The organism is Microcoleus sp. Pol12B3 (genome assembly GCF_036701355.1).
Taxonomy (GTDB): Bacteria; Cyanobacteriota; Cyanobacteriia; order Cyanobacteriales; family Microcoleaceae; genus Microcoleus.
The window spans coordinates 45833-65188 of sequence record NZ_JAUBQS010000038.1; the positions used below are offsets into that span (position 1 = coordinate 45833).

Annotated in this window: 22 protein-coding genes; 11 read left to right on the forward strand and 11 right to left on the reverse strand. The window is 46.9% G+C overall.

The features are described 5' to 3' along the window. Positions 1-32 precede the first annotated feature (32 nt). The gene (locus tag QUA53_RS19090) at positions 33-173 is read right to left on the reverse strand and encodes a hypothetical protein (RefSeq protein WP_333099164.1); all 141 of its coding nucleotides are present in this window, start codon (positions 171-173) and stop codon (positions 33-35) included. Between the two features lie 379 nt (positions 174-552). On the opposite strand from QUA53_RS19090, the gene QUA53_RS19095 reads away from it, so the two are divergent. Both QUA53_RS19095 and QUA53_RS19100 read left to right on the forward strand, forming a co-directional pair. Next, positions 553-1020 (forward strand): response regulator transcription factor, encoded by a 468-nt coding sequence (locus QUA53_RS19095; RefSeq protein ID WP_333099163.1) that lies wholly within the window; start codon positions 553-555, stop codon positions 1018-1020. Positions 1021-1120: 100 nt separating this feature from the next. Then, positions 1121-1414 (forward strand): DUF2103 domain-containing protein, encoded by a 294-nt coding sequence (locus QUA53_RS19100; protein WP_190732612.1) that lies wholly within the window; start codon positions 1121-1123, stop codon positions 1412-1414. Here QUA53_RS19100 and QUA53_RS19105 read toward each other — a convergent pair. Next, the gene (locus QUA53_RS19105; RefSeq protein WP_333099162.1) at positions 1403-2029 is read right to left on the reverse strand and encodes a HEAT repeat domain-containing protein; all 627 of its coding nucleotides are present in this window, start codon (positions 2027-2029) and stop codon (positions 1403-1405) included. The two genes, QUA53_RS19100 and QUA53_RS19105, sit on opposite strands and share 12 nt — an antisense overlap. Before the next feature lie 18 nt (positions 2030-2047). On the opposite strand from QUA53_RS19105, the gene QUA53_RS19110 reads away from it, so the two are divergent. Beyond that, the gene (locus QUA53_RS19110; RefSeq protein ID WP_333099161.1) at positions 2048-2173 is read left to right on the forward strand and encodes a hypothetical protein; all 126 of its coding nucleotides are present in this window, start codon (positions 2048-2050) and stop codon (positions 2171-2173) included. A 61-nt stretch (positions 2174-2234) separates the two neighbouring features. On the opposite strand, the gene QUA53_RS19115 is transcribed toward QUA53_RS19110, so the two are convergent. The 8 genes from QUA53_RS19115 to QUA53_RS19150 form a co-directional block, all read right to left on the reverse strand. Continuing rightward, positions 2235-3074 (reverse strand): HEAT repeat domain-containing protein, encoded by an 840-nt coding sequence (locus QUA53_RS19115; protein WP_333099160.1) that lies wholly within the window; start codon positions 3072-3074, stop codon positions 2235-2237. A 222-nt stretch (positions 3075-3296) separates the two neighbouring features. Further along, positions 3297-3569 (reverse strand): phycobilisome linker polypeptide, encoded by a 273-nt coding sequence (locus QUA53_RS19120; protein WP_333099159.1) that lies wholly within the window; start codon positions 3567-3569, stop codon positions 3297-3299. A 101-nt stretch (positions 3570-3670) separates the two neighbouring features. Beyond that, the gene (locus QUA53_RS19125) at positions 3671-4540 is read right to left on the reverse strand and encodes a phycobilisome linker polypeptide (RefSeq protein WP_333099158.1); all 870 of its coding nucleotides are present in this window, start codon (positions 4538-4540) and stop codon (positions 3671-3673) included. 193 nt (positions 4541-4733) lie between these two features. Beyond that, entirely contained in the window at positions 4734-5549 is an 816-nt protein-coding gene (locus tag QUA53_RS19130; protein WP_333099157.1) for a phycobilisome linker polypeptide, read from the reverse strand. 148 nt (positions 5550-5697) lie between these two features. Next, positions 5698-6186: a phycocyanin subunit alpha gene (cpcA, locus tag QUA53_RS19135; protein ID WP_015175793.1), complete on the reverse strand. Its 489-nt coding sequence runs from the start codon at positions 6184-6186 to the stop codon at positions 5698-5700. 104 nt (positions 6187-6290) lie between these two features. Beyond that, positions 6291-6809: a phycocyanin subunit beta gene (locus tag QUA53_RS19140; protein ID WP_332948147.1), complete on the reverse strand. Its 519-nt coding sequence runs from the start codon at positions 6807-6809 to the stop codon at positions 6291-6293. A 327-nt stretch (positions 6810-7136) separates the two neighbouring features. Then, positions 7137-7493, reverse strand: a complete 357-nt coding sequence (locus tag QUA53_RS19145) for a hypothetical protein (RefSeq protein ID WP_333099156.1) — start codon at positions 7491-7493, stop codon at positions 7137-7139. Positions 7494-7643: 150 nt separating this feature from the next. Next, complete coding sequence (locus QUA53_RS19150; protein WP_333099155.1) at positions 7644-7898, reverse strand: hypothetical protein; 255 nt, start codon at positions 7896-7898, stop codon at positions 7644-7646. A gap of 283 nt (positions 7899-8181) precedes the next feature. On the opposite strand from QUA53_RS19150, the gene QUA53_RS19155 reads away from it, so the two are divergent. The 4 genes from QUA53_RS19155 (at position 8182) to QUA53_RS19170 (ending at position 15236) form a co-directional block, all read left to right on the forward strand. After that, entirely contained in the window at positions 8182-11004 is a 2823-nt protein-coding gene (locus tag QUA53_RS19155; protein WP_333099154.1) for a cation-transporting P-type ATPase, read from the forward strand. A 314-nt stretch (positions 11005-11318) separates the two neighbouring features. Further along, a complete protein-coding gene (locus QUA53_RS19160) occupies positions 11319-12572 on the forward strand; it encodes a DNA replication/repair protein RecF (RefSeq protein WP_333099153.1) in 1254 nt (417 codons plus the stop codon). Positions 12573-12719: 147 nt separating this feature from the next. Further along, entirely contained in the window at positions 12720-13118 is a 399-nt protein-coding gene (gene psb27 / locus QUA53_RS19165; protein ID WP_333066245.1) for a photosystem II protein Psb27, read from the forward strand. A gap of 474 nt (positions 13119-13592) precedes the next feature. Continuing rightward, a complete protein-coding gene (locus QUA53_RS19170; protein WP_333099152.1) occupies positions 13593-15236 on the forward strand; it encodes a family 10 glycosylhydrolase in 1644 nt (547 codons plus the stop codon). Between the two features lie 38 nt (positions 15237-15274). Here the strand turns inward: QUA53_RS19170 and QUA53_RS19175 are convergent, their stop codons facing one another. Beyond that, positions 15275-15979, reverse strand: a complete 705-nt coding sequence (locus QUA53_RS19175) for a Uma2 family endonuclease (protein WP_333099151.1) — start codon at positions 15977-15979, stop codon at positions 15275-15277. Positions 15980-16080: 101 nt separating this feature from the next. Here QUA53_RS19175 and QUA53_RS19180 point away from each other — a divergent pair, with 101 nt between their 5' ends. The 4 genes from QUA53_RS19180 to QUA53_RS19195 all read left to right on the forward strand — a co-directional run bounded on the left by QUA53_RS19180 (position 16081) and on the right by QUA53_RS19195 (position 19179). Next, positions 16081-16686 carry a polysaccharide deacetylase family protein gene (locus QUA53_RS19180; protein WP_333099149.1) on the forward strand — a complete coding sequence of 202 codons (606 nt, stop codon included), beginning with the start codon at positions 16081-16083 and terminating at the stop codon, positions 16684-16686. Between the two features lie 79 nt (positions 16687-16765). Further along, positions 16766-17083 (forward strand): hypothetical protein, encoded by a 318-nt coding sequence (locus QUA53_RS19185; RefSeq protein WP_333099148.1) that lies wholly within the window; start codon positions 16766-16768, stop codon positions 17081-17083. Between the two features lie 184 nt (positions 17084-17267). Then, on the forward strand, positions 17268-17834 hold the full coding sequence (locus QUA53_RS19190; RefSeq protein ID WP_333099146.1) for a restriction endonuclease subunit R: 567 nt from the start codon (positions 17268-17270) through the stop codon (positions 17832-17834). A 73-nt stretch (positions 17835-17907) separates the two neighbouring features. Further along, positions 17908-19179, forward strand: coding sequence for a bifunctional sterol desaturase/short chain dehydrogenase (locus QUA53_RS19195; RefSeq protein WP_333099145.1), 1272 nt, complete (start codon positions 17908-17910; stop codon positions 19177-19179). Positions 19180-19356: the final 177 nt, after the last annotated feature.

The following is a 19356-nucleotide window of genomic DNA, read 5'->3' on the forward strand; positions in this document are numbered from 1 at the left end:
TCTTTTTCCTCACTTAATAGCGATACAGCAAGTTATATTTTACCCGATCGCCAGAAATTTGTGAACTGCACAGGTTGGAGTTTCGCGCTTAGATCGTCGGCGGATTTATTAATTACACGTAACTGCGATCGCCTCTCAAATAGACCTCTGTCAAAAATAACTAGAACGGGCATCTTGCCTATTCCCCAAAAAACATTTTTTCTTGTGGAACGGGCATCTTGCCCGTTCCAAAATTTTATTAAAAGAACTTTGGCAAGAGGTCTAATAGAATTTTTTTGATTCAGGCGTCTGGAATTTTTATTAAATAAACTGTTGAATCGCTGATTTTAGATCTTTACAATCCTAGGTAGCCCGGAGCGACTTCTACCGCTAGTACACAAGGTAAAGCTGCTGATAACTCATGTATTGTATATAACTGCGACCATCCACAAAGCCGTAAAAAGTTGCCAGTCCAAAGCGGTTTTTTGCAATAACCCTATTGAATTATTTAAAACTCACCTGTAACAATAATAACAGAGCCATACAAACAAAGTAAATAGGCAGCTCAAACAAATGAAAAAAATATTAGTAATTGAAGACGATAACTTAATCAGAGAAACGGTATTAGAACTTCTGGAATCGCGCGGTTTTGAAGCTGTCGGCGCCGAAAATGGAAAAGTTGGTATCCAGTTAGCGGCCCAAATTCCCGATTTAATTTTGTCTGATGTCATGATGCCGGAACTCGACGGTTTTGAAGTATTCGCAGCCGTGCGATCGCACCCTGCAACCGCCAGCATTCCGTTTATTTTTATGACAGCCTCCGAAATGGAAAAAGTCCTGGAACTTAAAGCAGACGGCTATCTCAAGAAACCTTGCAGCGTCGCAGAAATGCTCGCGGCGATCGCCACTCAACTTGAAAAACCGACAGTTGCCAACCCACAACATCAAAAAGTACAGGACAATTTTGCGGCATCAAATCTTAGCTTGCGCGCCAGGAATCAAAAATCTCGGTTTGAGATTGCCTCGGTTTGCTGGCAATGACACTCACAGTAACGTTATTGATACACAAGTTGAGGGAATTTCAAATTGGTTCCACCCAGGGGTGGCTTAGACTGGGTATGTTGAATTTGGTTAAATATTTATGAACGCACAACCCAAAGGCCGCCTTGTTTGGAATCACTCTACCCACCTTCCCGGTTTGATACCAATTTTAGAGCGCCTCACCCTAAAAATCGGCATTCAAACTGTCACTCCGGGCGTCATCAACAAAGTTAAAGGACACATCCCCCGCATGACATTAAGAGTGTCAGTACCCATCCGCGGGGGATTTAAAATCATCGCCAGACAGGGCAAAACCGTACAAGAAGTCTTTATATTAACCACTCTCAGTCAAGGGGACTTGGAAGAGACGATCGCCCAAACCCTAGCCAAGTGACAATATTTTCTTAGCAAGCAAAGCCCGAGCCCTAACTGAAGTAGTTTCATCGCTTTGGGTGATTTCCTCAAGTCTGGCCGAAACTTCCGCTAACCAATCCGGTTTAACAGTCGCAGCACCCGCCAAAGCTTGCAAACCCCCCGCTGCTGCGTAGCGCACCACCCATTCTGGATCGCGGGACGCTTGCAGTAGCGTTTTCACAGCGCGAAGTTGAGCATCGGCAATTTCTTCTGCCGGCATCAATTCCCAACAAATCGTCCCCAAACCCCTAGCCGCCGCCCGCCGCACGCTCAAAGCAAAGTCATTCGCCGCTGCATCGAGCAAAATCTCCAAACCCCTGGGGTCGCCAATTCCCGCCAAAGCCCGAACAGCCCAAGCTCTCGCCCCGTAATTGTAGCCGTCAAGCTGTTCTAAAAGCGGCAGTACCGCAGCTTCTCCGAGTTGAATCAGCCCATCCACGGCGGCAACAGCGGCGCCTGGGTTGTTGTAACCGAGCACTGTAATTAAGGTAGGAATTGCTTGTTTTGAGGAAGCTGCCGCCAGTGCTTTGACGGAGTTTAACAAGCCTTCGGAAGAATCTGCTTGTTCGACAGCCTGAATTAATTCTAATGCCATTTATTTGTAAGCTTTACCGTGACCATTTTAATTGTAGGTTGGGTCGATCGCGCGATCGAACTTTTTGCCACCTCACCCAACATTCTCATCAAAATAGGTAGGGAAACAGCACGGCGCTGTGTCCTGAAATGTGCTGTCTTCTGAATGTACGGCAGACAAGTGAGAATCGCTACAGCAATCCTATTTTAGTTGTGAACTAATTTTTTTAAAGTAAACTATCCATTAAATCCATAACTTGGATAGCTTCATCTGACAAAGATAGAGATTCTTGTTGATTGAGGTGATGCTCCAAAACTCCTTTGAGCGCAATCAATTTCAGGCTATTTTCTGCTAAAGTTTCAGAAATAGCTTGCGCTCCCGGCAAATAGCCGATCGCCCCCAAGTCCATCAAAGCCGATCGCCTCAACTGCAAATTATCCCCATTCAAAGCACTTACCAACCGCTCTCCGTAAACCCGCTCTCCAGTTAACTGATACATCGCCCGCGCCGCAGCGTACTGCACCCGCTCGACAGAATGTTCTAAAAAAGGTGAAATTAGCGGTATTGCTTCTGTCGCTTGCAGCGTTCCCAAAGCTTCAATTACCGAGTCGTAAGGTTGCACGAGGTGCGATTTTCCTGGCACTCGCACAGCAACAACTACGCCCCCATTTAATAGCTTCATTAGCGGCCCAATAGAATCGCGATCGCCCAGCATTTCTAAAGCTTGAGCAGCCGCTTCTCGCACGTAATAATCAGCGCATTCCAAACAACGAATTAGGGCCGGTAAGGCTTGTTTGTCACCCAGTTTACCCAGAGCCCGCGCCGCATTTCGTAACAAGGAATAGTCGCCGATTTTTGTTTGTTCTGACTCTTCTTCCAATGCGGCAATTAAAGCTGCAATAGCTGCCGGTTCCTTGACTCGAAATCTGCCCACCCACCAAGCAGCATAATACCGGAGACTGTAATCTTGGGAGTGTAAATTTGCGATCGCCTGTTCAACAGTTAAAGACTCGCCCTCAGCTACACCCGCCGGCGGTGAGTCGGATTCGTAATAATCCATAGTCATTAGTTATTAGTTATTCGGCTATTGAAATCGCTGCTACCCAGACACAACGTGCAAGGGTTAGGGAAACTCGCCGATTCAAATCGCTACTAAACAGACAAAACCCGCCTGGGCGGGTTACATTAACTCTTAGTCCGCTTGGAGTGGACTTTGTTTGTCTAGCAGCGATTTTCATCGCCGCTTCTAGCTTTTGTCGGAGCGATTTTCATCGCCCCTGCAACCAAACTATTGGTGATCGTGCGATGATTCATGCGATGATTCTGCACCCGCGTTTAAAGGATGAATGCTGACAATTTTCCCGCCCATGCGAGTAATCCGCTGCATTTCTTGATTCATCCGATTGTAAGGCACGGTGATAAATGTACTCGCGCTCGATCGAATCGAGTAATCCACATTATCTGTTTCATCGCTTTGGCGCAAGCCCACAACTTCATACCGAAAGCAGCGACCAGCCGAAGCTGTATTGCCACTTTTTCCAGCTACAATTTGACCTAGCATAAGCTTCTTGGTAATTGGTAATTCTGAATGTTGACTGTTGACTGTTGACTGTTGACTAAAAGCTAGTAACTGCCAACTGCCAACTGCCAACTGCCAACTGACTAAATTGGAGTAATGCTGGCGATTTTCGCGCCCAGGCGTTGAAATTTCTGCATTTGCGAGGACAACTCCTCAACAGGTACGATGAAAGCCTTGCTGCTGCGGCGCACGCTGGGATAGCCGCCCGTGCGAATTCCCGAAACTTCCACGCGCACCAGCCGTCCTTCTTTGCCGTAAGCTGCCGCGCCGCCGAAAGTGCTGGCGGGAGTTACGTTTCTGGCAGAAGGCCGATATGCCCAACCTTCGTTACCGCCAGAGGGCCCAACTACAGCCGTAGCGGTGTTAGTGCCGAGTTCGACAGCTAAGCGAGAGTTTTTGCCTTCTAGTTGAGATGTATCGCTGTTTGCATAGCCGCGATACAGGCGGAACATCCGGGTAAAACCAACGGTTTTTTGACCGCGCTGGGTGTTAAAGCCACGGTAGTAAGGCACGATACTTTCGCCGAAGTTTTCTTGATACTCTACTGAATCGATGTAAGAATCAATATCAGAGTCGTAGCCTTGTGTTTGGTACAAATCTAAGTGCTCAATTACTTCAGATTCGTCGTAGGGAGCGCGACCGAGCAAGTGTTTGTAGTTTAGTTCGATCGTCCGAGTTTGGAAACTGTTGTAGAAAAACTTGGTTTTGTACAGTTCTGACTTAGCTACAGCCCGTACAAATTCTCGTACACTCAAACTGCCGTCCCGCAGCAAAGACTCGGAACTTGTAAGTCGCTCGGATTTCATTAAATAGTCGTTGCCCAACACCTGACGGTAAACCGCACGAATCACAGTTTCAACGTCGTCTTTGGTGTAGTTCGGGCGCAATTCTACCTTCGGCGCATCGCTCAATGCGGATGTTCCTAGTCTGGACGCTGCTGTTGTAATCGCCACCAGATTTTCTCCTAAATTATTAATGACAAAAGTTTAATGCTTGGTTGCACTTGAAATTTTTAGGACTAAGGATAATATGCCTCAAAGTAGGGTGTGCACTGCACACCTTACCTATACACATAAAATTGAAGAATTTTTTAGCCTTAGTCCTAATTTGCTAAAGACGTTTCCAAAAAAACCGTCTTTACAAACTTTAAGCTGTGGTAATACTTACCACTTTGCCGCCACGTTTGTTGATTTGCTGCAAGCGGCTCGAAAGTTGCTCGTAAGGCACGAGATATTCGGTAGTAGTCCGCCGCACTTGGGGCGAAAAATTAGCCGAACCTTGCATTGCGGTGACTCGGTAGAGTTGACCGCGAGAACCGCCGGATGTGCCGCCAAGGGCTTTTCCGGTGGAGGCCGTGTATATCGGCGAGGCCATATTTCTCGCTACTTCCCAAGTCAGCCGGGCTTGGGTTCGGTTTTGCGATCGATCGCTAGAAGCAAAACCCCGGTACAGTTGAAACATCCGGTTAAAACCGACGGTTTTTTGACCTCTTTGAGTCGCGAAACCGCGATAGTAAGGCACTACACTTTCGCCAAAATTTTCTTGATACTCAACTGAGTCAATGTAAGAATTGATTTCAGCTTCGTAGCCTTCTGCATTGTACAAATCAACGTGGAAAGCAATTTCCGACTCGTCGTAAGGAGCGCGGCCCAACAAATGCTTATAATTAAGCTCAATTAACCGCGTTTGCGAGTTCGGATAAAAAAACTTTTTCCGATAGGTTTCGGAATGTGCAATTGACCGCACAAAATCTTTCACTGAAATCTGCCCTTGCAGCAGCAGAGATTCAGCACTGGTAAGTCGTTCGCTCGACATTAAATACTCGTTGCCGAAAACTTGACTGTAAGCAGCGCGAATTACTGCTTTCGCATCCTCTTGCGTCCAGTGGGGGCGCAGTTCTACCCGTCCCGCTTCTTCAAATGCTTTTATTCCCAACCGTTCTGCTGCAGCTAGTCCCGCCATCTTCGCTTCTTCCTTTTTTGCTGTAAAAATTGAAAACTGCTTAAAAAAGTATTTGCAAAACTAGGCTTGGATCGCAGATGCCCGGAATTGTAAACAACCGCTAACACTTAAGCTAACAGCAGCTTACAATCCCGGGCATCACGCAAATCTAGCTCAGAGCGTTGATTGCGTAGTCGATGTAGGAATTCGCTTCAGTTGCAGCGTCGCCACTGAGACCGTGGTTGCCTTTGATGTACTTGAGGGCTTCAACGTACCAGCTAGGAGACAATTCAAATGTCCGGTTGATTTCGTCAACACCTGCAATCAGGTACTCGTCCATCGGACCGGTGCCGCCTGCAACTAAGCAGTAGGTTACCATGCGGAGGTAGTAGCCGATGTCGCGAGCGCACTTAGCTTTACCTGTTGGGGTAGAAGCGTAGTTCGGGCCTTGCATTTGTTGGGTGTACGGAAATTTGTTGTACACAGCTTGAGCTGCACCGTCGATCAAGCGCTGAGAGTTGGCGGTCAAAGCCTTGGCTGCTTCCAAACCTGCTGCTGCTTGGCGGAAACGGCCGAAGGCAACTTGTAGTTCAGTGCTGCTCAGGAAACGACCTTGAGAATCGGCTGCTGTTACTGCTTCAGTCAAAGGGGTTTTCATTGTTCTGGTTTCTCCCTAATGTTGTGTTGTTTTTGTGTACAAAAATGATTGTTTGCAAAAATGCGATGCTCGCTTCTTTACAAGAAAGGTTCGCTTGGCTATTTTTAGCCGACTGCACTAGCTGCGCGGTCGAAGTAGCTGCCGATTTCAGACATTAGCGAGCTGCAATCACCACGGGTAACACCGTTGGGGTCGTTAGCGATCGCAATTGCTGCTTCCTTCATTTTTTGCACGCCGGCTGCAACTGAGCCACCGGGAACTCCCAGAGCTTGGTATGTTTCACGCAGACCGTTCAAGCAGCGGTCGTCCAAAACGCTGGCGTCGCCTGCAAATGTTGCATAGGTGACGTAGCGCAAGATGATTTCCATATCGCGCAAGCAAGCTGCCATGCGGCGGTTGGTGTACGCATTGCCACCAGGAGCGATCAGTTGAGGCTGTTCGGCGAACAGGGTGCGAGCTGCATTGGCTACGATGCTGGATGCGTTGCCGGTGATGCGGTTTACTGCGTCAATCCGCTTGTTGGCGTCGGAAACCATGCTGCTGAGAGCATCGAGTTGACCCTGAGCTAGAAATTCGCCCCGAGCGTCAGATTGGGAAACCACTTTTGTAAATGCGTCAAACATGAAAGAACTCTCCTACTTGAGTTAATTGAGTTTGGTTGCGGTATAAAACCGTTAAGTTAAATTTGTTCAGGCTACGAGTGCCTGCAAGGGTTGAAATTTGATGCCAGCTAATCTGCTGGTCCGATCGAGTTCTCCCTTTCCGCTACCTGCACTATTGTTACATCGTAACGGACGTTTAAGAAACCTTAGAATTTTTTACATCTTTTATGAGATGCGACAAACCTTGTCAATCAGTGTTTTTGTTAACTTTGGCCTGTCGTTTCAACCCTCTGATAATCTTTATACAACGCTCGCCCGTCTTTGTTTATTACAAATTATTACAGAAAGTTATCTCTCTAAGAAGGTAAATGTCTGGCTGGGCAAGTCCGGGCTAATCTCCTTCCTGCGGTAGATGCGGGGTTGCACAAACAAAAGCAGAGTTTGCTTTTTTCGCCCCTGCAGTTGCGGTTGAAGCGCCCCGAACCATCTCATGGACCGATCGCCTTTGTTGGCTTTCTCTGGAAAAGCCAAATTGTTAAGAAGTATTAAGTAAATTAAAGTTTTGGTAAAAAAGGCTGGGGGAATAGGGAAAAAAGCAAAAATTCTGCCCCATGTCAGGATGGCAGCAGAATTGGGTGTGGGCAAAATCCAAAAGATTGCGATCCCGATCGCCACAGCGTCAGCTTTTGCCGGAAATATCAGCATTTAGCGACAAAACTCAGCCGTTGGAAGTTGAAAGACCGGCCCCGGTCTTTCATAACGCGGGGATGCTGGGTCCAGGGAGTCATTGAACTTGACCCCAGAGCCCGAATCTATATACTGTTTGTCGTCGCAGTGGTTGCAAAAAAACTGTCTTCATCTATCTGTTCTATGTTCTGCTTCCCACAGGCTAGTCGCAGGGAAGGGTGTGGCAAGCTGAGCATTGTTGATGGTGAGAAAACCAACATAGGCGATCGAGACCTGTCGAGGCAGGGCCATTTTTCTTTTAACATTAAAACTCAGCGAGATAGATGAGTTAGGATGTTCGCCTTTTATTAGGTTTGTTTTAAGGTAGGTTTTGACCTGCAGCGCACGCTTGCATCCCCCGACTAAAGTCACTCTTGCTTTCAACTTCTTTTCTGTGTAAAAGCCGAAGGAATTGCTAATTTTTAGTAGTAAGGTGGATAGGTGCTATCAGCCGTAGGCCTACAAACGGCGCGATCGAGCAGGCAGACGCATTGAAGTTAAAAGCTTTTTGCTTCCCCGGCATCGAACCGCCCAAAACCAGTCCCAAGTTAAACAGTTTTTTATTCAGAACTCAAAACTTAAAACTCTCTTACTGTAATCAGCCAGATGGATCGGCTGTAGCTGTCCGGCCGCAACCACCTTTATGCCCCACGATCGATCGTAATTTATGTCTTCAAATTCTCCCTCTTCTTGGCACACCGTAGCAATTGACCAAACTCTCCAGCAGCTAAGCAGCAACAAAGACGCTGGCTTGAGCAGCCAACAGGTGTCAGAACGCTTGCAGCAATACGGCCCCAACGAACTCGAAGAAACAGGAGGCCGCAGTCCGTGGTCGATTTTTGTCGATCAGTTCACCAACATCATGTTGTTGATGCTGATGGGTGTGGCCGTGATTTCGGCTTTTTTGGACATCAGGTCGAATACTTTTCCCAAAGATGCGATCGCCATTTTTGCGATCGTCATACTCAACGGCATTCTCGGCTATTTCCAAGAGCAAAGTGCCGAAAAAGCCCTCGCAGCCCTCAAAAACCTCGCTTCCCCCCTAGTCAGAGTCGTGCGGGACGGCAAAACTTCGGAAATAGCAGCCAAGGAACTTGTACCCGGAGACGTGATGCTGTTGGAGGCTGGGGTAAAAATAGCAGCAGACGCACGCTTGATCGAAACATCAAATCTGCAAGTCAGAGAATCTGCTTTGACAGGAGAAGCTCTAGCAGTCACCAAGCAAGCAGAGCTAGAACTTCCAGAAGATGCTTCCTTGGGCGATCGACTCAACCTGATTTTTCAGGGCACAGAAGTTGTTCAGGGACGAGCAAAGGCGATCGTCACCAACACCGCAATGCAAACTGAACTGGGCAAAATTGCCACCATGCTTCAGTCAGTAGAAAACGAACCGACTCCCCTGCAACAGCGGATGGATCAGTTGGGAAAGGTTCTAGTCTCCGGTGCCCTAACCTTAGTCGCAATTGTCGTCATCGGCGGCATGATTACCTTCCAAAACGGCAGCCTCGGGTTCGATACCAGCAGGTGGGAAGATTTGTTAGAAGTTTCTCTGAGCATGGCTGTGGCTGTGGTCCCCGAAGGACTCGCAGCAGTCGTGACAGTTACTTTAGCACTCGGAACTAGGCGGATGGTGAAGCGAAACGCCCTGATTCGCAAACTGCCTGCAGTAGAAACTTTGGGCTCGGTAACTACCATTTGTTCTGACAAAACAGGTACTCTGACTCAAAATAAAATGGTTGTTCAGATAGTGTCTACGGGCGACTGCACAGTCGCAGTCGCAGGCGACGGCTATGCCCCGATCGGAGATTTTACCGATCGCCTGACATCGACCAAAATTAATAATTTAGAGGAATATCCAGAACTCGAATCTTTATTAATTGCCTGTGCAGTTTGCAACGACGCAGTATTGCAACAAGAACAGCAAGAATGGCAGATTTTAGGCGACCCCACAGAAGGAGCTCTGCTGTGTGTAGCGGGAAAAGCAGGCATTTATAAGGAAAAACAGTCTCAATTGCTGCCGCGGACGGCGGAATTTCCTTTTTCTTCGGAACGCAAGCGGATGAGCGTGATTTGTGAAGTGCCCGGCAGATCGGGAAATTCGGGATTTCCCGCAGAAAAAGGACAGCAGCCGAATTATTTGATGCTGACCAAAGGTTCTCCAGAGTTGACTTTGGAACGCTGCAAAGGAATTATAGTCGGCGATCGAGTACAACCTTTAACCCAGGAAATGCGCGATCGCATCCTAGTGGAAAACAACAACATGGCAAGCGGCGGTTTGCGAGTTCTCGGTTTTGCGTACAAACTCTGGGAAAACATACCGCCCGAAGGTTCCGAGGAAACCAGCGAACAAGAGATGATTTGGCTGGGACTCGTCAGCATGCTGGACGCCCCGCGCCCGGAAGTGCGGGAAGCAGTGGTGAAGTGCCGCGATGCAGGCATTCGGGTGGTGATGATTACAGGAGACCACCAATTGACTGCAAAAGCCATCGCCTACGATTTAGGTATTGCAACAGAGGGCGATCGAGTTCTCACCGGTCAAGAATTAGAAAAGCTCAGCCAAGAAGAACTCAAACAGCAAGTCGAACAGGTTAGCGTTTACGCCCGCGTCTCCCCAGAACACAAATTGCGGATTGTCCAAGCTTTGCAAAGTTGGGGCAAATTTGTCGCAATGACTGGCGACGGCGTTAACGACGCCCCCGCCTTGAAACAAGCCGATATCGGCATCGCCATGGGGATTACCGGCACCGATGTCAGCAAAGAAGCTAGCGATATGGTGCTCCTCGACGACAACTTCGCAACTATTGTCGCCGCCGCTGAAGAAGGGCGAGTGGTTTATAGCAATATTCGCCGCTTTATTAAGTACATTTTGGGCAGCAACATCGGCGAAGTTTTGACAATTGCGGCCGCACCTTTAATGGGTTTGGGAGGAGTGCCGCTGACGCCGCTGCAAATTTTGTGGATGAACTTAGTAACAGACGGCGTTCCCGCTTTGGCCTTGGCCGTGGAACCGGGGGAACCGAACGTAATGAAAAGGCCTCCTTTCAGTCCGCGAGAAAGTATTTTTGCGCGGGGTTTGGGTTCTTACATGATTCGGATCGGGATTATTTTTGCAATTTTGACGATCGCGATGATGTCCTGGGCTTACGGATATACGACCAACCCTAACCATGTCGGAGATCCCGAGGCTTGGAAAACAATGGTGTTTACAACTCTTTGTTTGGCGCAAATGGGTCACGCGATCGCAATTCGGTCTAACACTCAGCTAACTATCGAGTTAAATCCCTTCACTAATGTTTTTGTGTGGGGGGCTGTAATTGTGACTACTATTCTGCAATTGATGCTGATTTATGTTCCGCCACTGAGAGCATTTTTCGGCACTCATTATTTAACGGGGTTTGAGTTGCTAGTTTGCTTCGGTTTCAGCGCTCTAATGTTTGTCTGGATCGAAATGGAAAAACTGTTCTTGCGCTTTTACAAATCTAGAAAATAGTGTTAACGGCTGACGAAGGCTGAGCGAGGTTTCATTATTAGCTATAACGCTCGATTGGGTACTATTTTCAAGAATATCCGCCAGGGGCTGAAACCCCTGGCTCACAGCGAAATTCAGGGCTATGAAGACTAAATAGATTGTCTCACGATTAAACATTTATTACTTCGTTATAATGTCATTGCGAGCGTAACGCTGGGCGAAAACCGCCAGAGCAAAGGCTCGCGGTTACCAACCCGTAAGGTGCGCCCTACGATGACTGTATTACCAATTACCAATTACCGATTACCAATTATCGATTACCACTTACTAATATTATGTATTTGAAAACGCTGCACCTACGGCAGTTTCGGAACTACTTCGATCAAAAGGTAGCGTTTGACGCTCCCAAAACTATTTTAGTAGGAAATAACGCGCAAGGAAAATCTAACTTGTTAGAAGCGGTAGAGTTGCTTTCTACCTTAAAAAGCCACAGGGTAGGGCGCGATCGCGATTTAATACTCGACTCAAAGCCGATAGGGCAAATTGATGCTACACTCGAACGCCAAACCGGAGCGATTGACTTAGCTTTAACTCTTCGCTCTGGGGCGCGTCGGACACTGAAGATCAACGGTGAACCGCTGCGCCGCCATTTAGACTTTTTGAGCGTCTTAAATGTAGTGCAATTTTCTTGTTTAGATTTGGACTTAGTGCGCGGCGGGCCCGAAGGAAGGCGCAATTGGATCGATCGCCTAGTCATCCAATTAGAACCGATTTACGCTCACATTTTGCAGCAGTACAACCAAATTTTGCGCCAGAGAAACGCTCTGTTGAAACGTTCTAAAGAAATCAGGAAAGCGGAATTTTCCGAAGGTTTTGACAAGATGCGATTTATCGGATCTGAAACTCCCGAAGATCAAAATATCGCAGAATTCCCAATGCCCAATGCCCAATGCCCAATGCCCAATGCCCCATCCCCCATTCCCAGTTCAGAATTAGCTTTGTGGGACGCACAGTTGGCGACAGCGGGCGCTCGCGTCATCCGCAGGCGCGATCGAATTTTGGAACGTTTGATGCCTTTAGCTCGAAATTGGCACCGTTCAATTAGCGGTTCAGCAGAAGTTTTAGATGTGAAATACGATGCGAATATTGAAGTAGGGGCGGAATTAATCGCTAAAGATAATCTCGAAGGAGTGCGACAAGCATTTTTAGAGAAAATTCAAAAAAGGGCGATCGCGGAACAGTTTCAAGGAACTACTTTAGTGGGTCCCCACCGCGACGACATTACATTTACCATTAACAATACCCCAGCTCGTCAATACGCATCTCAAGGTCAGCAGCGAACTCTGGTATTAGCATTAAAATTAGCCGAACTGCAGCTTATTGAAGAAGTCGTCGGCGAAGCACCTTTACTCTTGCTCGACGATGTGCTTGCAGAACTCGATCTGAGCCGCCAAAATCAACTTTTAGAAACAATTCAAGAACGATTTCAAACTCTGATTACTACAACTCACCTAGGCGCTTTTGATGCTCAGTGGCTGCGACAAACCCAAATTCTCTCCGTCGTTGCTGGACAAATCAATCGATTTTAGATTTTAGGTTTTAGATTTTAGATTGACAAATTTTCTGTTTCATGGTAAGGGTACAAAAAAAATGAAAAATTGGCATTATGAGCTCTATTCGAGATAGGATAAAGGTTAATTTTGATTGCCGCTTTCGCTTCCATTTTTCTAACCCTTATGAAGCATTACATTTCCCGTCTGTTAGCCCTGGTATTAGTTGTTGTCATCGGCGTAGCGGGCTGTACCAATGTTCCGGCCACTCTGAGTGGAGATTATGGCCAAGACACATTAGCATTAGTGAACAGCTTGAGAACAGCGCTCACTTTGCCAGAGGGCACGCCGGAAAAAGCAGCCGCTCAAGCCAAGGCTCGCACAAGTATCAACGATTTTTTTGCTGCCTACCGCCGCGATCCCGCTCTTACCAAGCTGGCCTCTTTCACGACAATGCGGACGGCCTTAAACTCTTTGGCTGGACATTACAGTTCCTATCCCAACCGTCCTGTTCCTGAAAAATTGAAAAAGCGTCTTGAGTCAGAATTTCAGCAGATTGAAGCTGCTCTTAACCGAGGAGCTTAATCTCAAAATTTAGGATCAAGGATAAATTTTAACAATTCATCTTCATCCTTGATATTTGAGTGTTAACAATTTTTAGTAGAAATATCAACTGCTTTTAGCGCCCACTGTACCCAGGCGCTTTTTTATGCAGCATTTAGGTAAAAAATACTGAAAAATCGAACTGGATTATGATATCAAATCCGGGCTTTTTACCCCCTTTATTTTTGAGTCCGCGAAGGCGCGTGGCTCCGCACCAACACTTAGGCAGAGGAAAGTTTGTATAACATAGCAGCGGTTTAATCGCGGAGTCTTATCTTACCCGATCGCCCTTATTGAATTTAAATAGCCTCCAGATAGAATTTGCATTGTGCGATCGACTTGTGCCATAACTAAGTCAACCGAAAAAAGTAGAAAATTTGTAGCTGCTTGTTGAGCGCGATCGCATTTTTGCGATCGCCACCCAATTTAAACCAGAAAACCCCATTCCATTCTCCCATGAAAATTGCACCAACTCGCATCGCGAATTTTCAACACCAGCGACGCTTTTTAAGTGCGGTAACTGCTGTTTTAACCAGTAGCTTCATCAGCCAGCTTGTTTGGCCGTTTATCGGAAATCAACCAGCTTTTGCCCAAACATCAGCCTACTGCCAATTATCCCAAGAACAGGTCAATCAAAAAGAAGACTTGCGCCGCGCCGCGCTCTCGGGAAAACGGGAATCTCAGCAAGCATATTTTGCGGTTTTGAACAAACACGCGCGGGAAATAGCAGAATGCCGCCAAAAAACTTGGCCGGAAACCCAAGCAGTTTGGCTGCGTTTGTATCCCTGCGATGTCAGACCCGGAGAACTCGATCGAGTATTAGACAAAGTTGTGAATAAAGGTTACAACCAAGTCTATATAGAAACATTTTATGACGGTCAAGTGCTGCTACCAGTCGCAGACAATCCTACGGCTTGGCCTTCTGTTTTGAGAAATCGCGGTTACGAGAAATACGACTTGTTAGAAAAGGCGATCGCCAAAGGCAAACAGCGAGGTTTAAAAGTATACGCCTGGTTGTTTACCATGAACTTTGGCTATACTTATTCTCAGCGTTCCGACAGACAGCAAACCCTCGCTATCAACGGTAAAAATCAGACAACTTTAACAGTAGTTCAAGACGCAGGAATTAACGAGGACTTCGGAGAAGTTCCGGGCAATCAAGCCTTTATCGATCCGTACAACCCGCAAGCCAGGCAAGACTATACTTTGTTAGTAAATCAAATAGTCAAGCGCAAGCCGCAAGGAATGTTATTCGATTACATTCGCTATCTACGCGGCGTCGGACCCGCTTCAGTTGCTACCAAAGTTCAAGACTTGTGGATTTACGGCCCAGCATCGCAGCAAGTTCTTTTGCAGCGGGCTAGCAATCAGCAAGGGCGAGATTTAATTCAGCGATATTTGACTAAGGGATTTATCAATCCTAATGACGTTCAAGCAGTAGTCAAACAGTATCCAACTGAGCGAGAACCTCTTTGGCAGGGCCGAATTCCGCAGGCGATGTCAGTAGCAACTCCACCTTCTAGAAGAGAGAATGCCGCATCAAGATCGGCCTCAACAACTCCCGCTGCTAACAAGCCAAAGGCTGCAACTGCCACACCAAAACCGATACCGCCACTTCCCGATACTGGCATTCTGCAAAAAGACCTCTGGAAACTGAGCGTTGCTCACGCAGTCCAAGGGATTTTAGATTTTTTTGGAATAGCTATTCAACCAGCTCAAAGGATGGGAATTCCTGTAGGAGCAGTGTTTTTTCCCACTGCAAATCAAGCGATAAATCAAGGGGGATATGATTCGAGATTGCAGCCTTGGGACAGCTTTCCGGCTGCGGTGGAATTCCACGCCATGTCTTACGGAAATTGCGGTGATGTAAGCTGCATTGTGCCACAGGTGCAGCGGACAGTGAGTTTAGCGCCTGCGGGAGCAAAAATTATTCCTGCCATTGCTGGAGATTGGGGAAAACCTCTCAGAAATCGGCCGTCTTTGGAGATTCAAATGCAGGCAATTCGCTCGGCTACGCCGCAAATTAATGCGGTGAGTCATTTTGCTTTTGGGTGGCAAGAACCGGAGGATGAAAGGGCGCGGCAAACTTGCCGGTTGTAGGGGGATTCGTTGTTGTAGAGATGCGATTTGTAGCGTCTCTACAAAACTGGATTTGGGAAAGCAGCTAACTGTTGGACAAACTCTTGATGTGCGTCACTGTTTAATCCGGCTTGAAGAGTTGCGATCGCACTTGGCATATCCCCGTCTAATCGTGCTGAAACAGCCAGCCACAAGCCCGGAAAAACTCGGCTGCGGATAATTCCTTCTGCATCGGGTAGCAGAGAAATATATTCTTCTTCCTGCAAGGAAAACCAATCGAGCCGGCGATCAATTACTTGCCAAACGAGATATTCTCTCACCATGCTGCGGCGGTAAACTCGCTTTTTGTCTCGCAGATCGATCGTAGCGGTACTAGCAGCAATTTCGGCAACAAATTCGGGCGCGCCTACGATGTAGCCGTCATCGCTGAGGCTAGTTGCACCGCCTCGTCGGGAATCAATTAGCAGTACAGCATCGGGCTGGGGTTCGTTATCCACGTCGAGACGCACGGTGGGGTTATCGCCGAGCCGAGTATGACAGGTAAAAGCAGCATAAAAGCCCAGACAAGTCATCAGGCGAGCATGGGGTTCGGCGTGGGGTTCAAAGCGTAAGGGTGAAGCCATATAAACAATTCCTTCGATCAATTCTGCTTTTTTGAGTCCCGGCATCGCTGTATAGCGTCGCTCGAATTCGGCACGGGTTAGCAAATCGCCATTTTCCAAAGGAGGGATGCTGATGCAGCTGAGATTTGCGGGAGCAATCATGGCTTTTCTCCTGTTGTTATGCGTCGGTATCTTTAATTTTATCTAATTTTAGGCATACCTGTAAGCCAGAGTTATATTATCAGAAATAAATGCTGTGGCAAATGAGTACCAAATTGGCCAGTCAATGGGCGCTAAAAATCTTGTTCTTAATCGGATCGATCGCCCTAATTTCCCTTATTTCTGAAACGCGACAAACAGCAAACTCACATTCGCTCGCCCAACAAATCGCACCCGTTGAAAATCCCCCGCCAAACCTCCTGAAACCCCGAAAACTCAAAACACCCCATTCTCCCTCCCCAACTCCCTCTCCCAAACCTCCCGAACAACCTTTAGTCTTCGCACCGCCCGCGCAATTTCGCAGCCAAATTGTTTATAAAGCCAGTATTAACAACTCAAAAGTTATCGCCCTGACATTTGACGATGGCCCTTCGCCTGAAACTTTGAAAATATTAGAAATTTTGCAGAAACATCAAGCTGTAGGCACATTTTTCTGCTTGGGCACCAATTTGCGGGAGTATCCAGAAATTGCGAAAAGAGTTGTGCAAGCGGGAAATGCGATCGGCAACCATACTTGGCATCACTATTCTCACAATGTTACCGAAAAAACAGCATCCGATGAAATTTATAATACTGGCGTTCATATTTATCGATCGACTGGGGCAAAAAGTTTCTTGTTTCGCCCGCCCGGCGGCCGCTTAAGTAGGTAAACAAAATTAATTGCCGACTGAGTTGACTTGAAACACTTAATACGTCTAAAGAGTAACAAAGTCGGATGTGTAATTAATTTTGTGTAGGTACTTAAATAACGGTTTGGCAGCTTACGCTAAAAATAAGAATTATGTAGTGGTTATGTGGTCGATCGACCCTAAAGACTTTTTGCAACGTCCGGCCGCTGCGATCGCCCTTACCGTGCTATCCCAAGCGACATCGGGGGCGATCGTATTGTTGCACGACGGCGGCGGCAATCGCCAGCAAACAGTCGAGGCACTATCTGCAATTATTCCCAAACTCAAACAGCAGGGATATCGTTTTGTAACCGTGCCGCAATTGCTGGAAATGCAAGCCACGCAAAAACAGCGAATTGCCGATCGAAAATCCCAATGAACAGACATCTGGGTCAAATTAACTTACTGAGAATTTCATCTGCGTTCATTTGCGTTCATCTGCGGTTAAAAATTCCAATTATGCTAAACTCATTAATAACCATAAAACCCTGTATTAATCATCATGCAAAAACTTTTATTTATCAAGAGACATCAACCTCCGCTATCTAATCGATAAATTCGGCTTGCAGCGAGTTCGCAACAGCGAATTTTTCCGAGAATGGCAAGAAAACTTACCCGAAATAACAGACTCAGAAAAACAATTGCTCGATCGCGTCCAAGACATATACTTCAACTTGGTAGACGCCCCGCCTGTATTAGAAAATGCAGTCAAGCTAACAATTATCAGCCCCATTTTGTTTATTGCCGGTCTGTATGAGTCTCCTTTTCAAGTCAAAGCCGAAAAGTCTATCGCCATTCAAGAGGAAGACGAAGGCAGAATCATCGAAGGCAGAATAGATATCCTAATTATGAAAGCAAACTTGTGGGTGACAGTAATTGAATCCAAACAACTTTCGTTTTCAACTGACGAAGCACTAGCCCAACTCCTGACATATATGATCGCAGGTCCCAATGCGGAAACTCCTACTTTCGGAATGATTTCCACAGGTGCTAACTTCTCTTTTGTGAAGTTAGTCAGAGGGGAAACTCCCCAGTATGCCTTATCTCCAGAATTTGTAATCCGCAATCCCGGCAATGAATTGTACCGGGTTTTGCAGATTTTAAAACGCCTGAGTCAACTTCCCCACTAGCAATAAAAGGCATTTTGAGTTATCTTTCAAAGCAGACAATATCTAATATCTCAAATTTCAAACTGGTGCGAGCATGGTAAATTACTGGATAGTCGGCGGTGTGGCAATAGCTTCTGTCTGCTGGGCAGAAATAATACGAGACTTTTATCACGTCGTGTCCCATTATTGGGCCCCCCTGCAAAAGCTGCACACCTGGCATCACCGCGTTTTCCGCCCAAATTTGACCCCCGTTAGCGAGACAATTTACAAGCAAGCACACTGGCGTCACGACGTACCCGAAGCTGCAGCGATGATGGTTTTAGGCTTGTTGCTGTGGGTTGTAGCTTATTTTGGGCTGCCGGAATATCACTGGGGTGCAGCAGCAGGTTGTATTTATACTTTAGGCTTTTTGTTGAGCGCGATCGCCCGCGGGTGCGGCATCAAAGGTGCAGACGAATTAACCGACATAACTCACCAACCGGGACACTTCCTTACTCCCCCTGGCAAGTGGTTAGTTAATAAACCTTATCACTGGCGGCACCACTTCGACAATCAAAATGCTTACTATTGCGGTACTTTCACCTTAATAGATAAACTTATGGGTACAGCACTTTCTCTCAAAGGCAAAACTGTAGCCGTCACCGGTGCATCGGGAACTTTAGGTCGTTCGCTTCTCAAACACCTTCACAAAGCTGGTGCAAAAGCGATCGCCCTCACCTCTGGAAATGAGGAAATTACTTTGAATGTAGACGGCGAAAGTTTACCTGTAAAAACCATAACTTGGCAAGCTGGCCAAGAGGCAGACTTAGCCCTATTTTTAGAAAAAATCGATATTCTCGTCATCAATCACGGGATTAATGTACACGGAGAAAGAACAGGAGAGGCGATCGCAAACTCCTACGAAATTAACACTTTTTCCGCGTGGCGGCTGATGGAACTCTTTTTCTTAACAGTCCGCACTAACGAAAACATTGCTTGCAAAGAAGTCTGGATCAACACTTCCGAAGCAGAAGTAATTCCCGCTGTCAGTCCCCTGTACGAACTCAGCAAACGCGCCCTCGGAGATTTAGTCACCCTGCGCCGGCTAGACGCACCCTGCATCGTTCGCAAACTGATTTTAGGGCCGTTTAAAAGCAACTTAAACCCGATCGGCATCATGTCTCCCGACTGGGTAGCACAGCAAGTTGTCAAACAAGCTAAAGCCGATTCGCGCAATATCATCGTGACAATTAATCCTTTGACTTTTATCGTTTTTCCAGTCAAAGAGTTTTTTGTTTTTCTCTACTTCCAAATTTTCAGCCGGAAAGCAGTCTCTTTGGCAGATATAGAATTAGAGCGATCGGACGTTGAAGTAAGAACTAAGTAATATCAAATCCCGTTAAATCAACCTAATGCTTCTAGGGTTCTAGGTGAAGTACGCATGACTTACGCAGTACATTCGGGCTTCACCTAGTGAACTTACAGTGCTGACGGGGTGACAACCGCGTCGAAAGCATTCCCTGTAGAGCTTTGGGACGTTTTGTGGTAAAAAAAGATGGGGTCG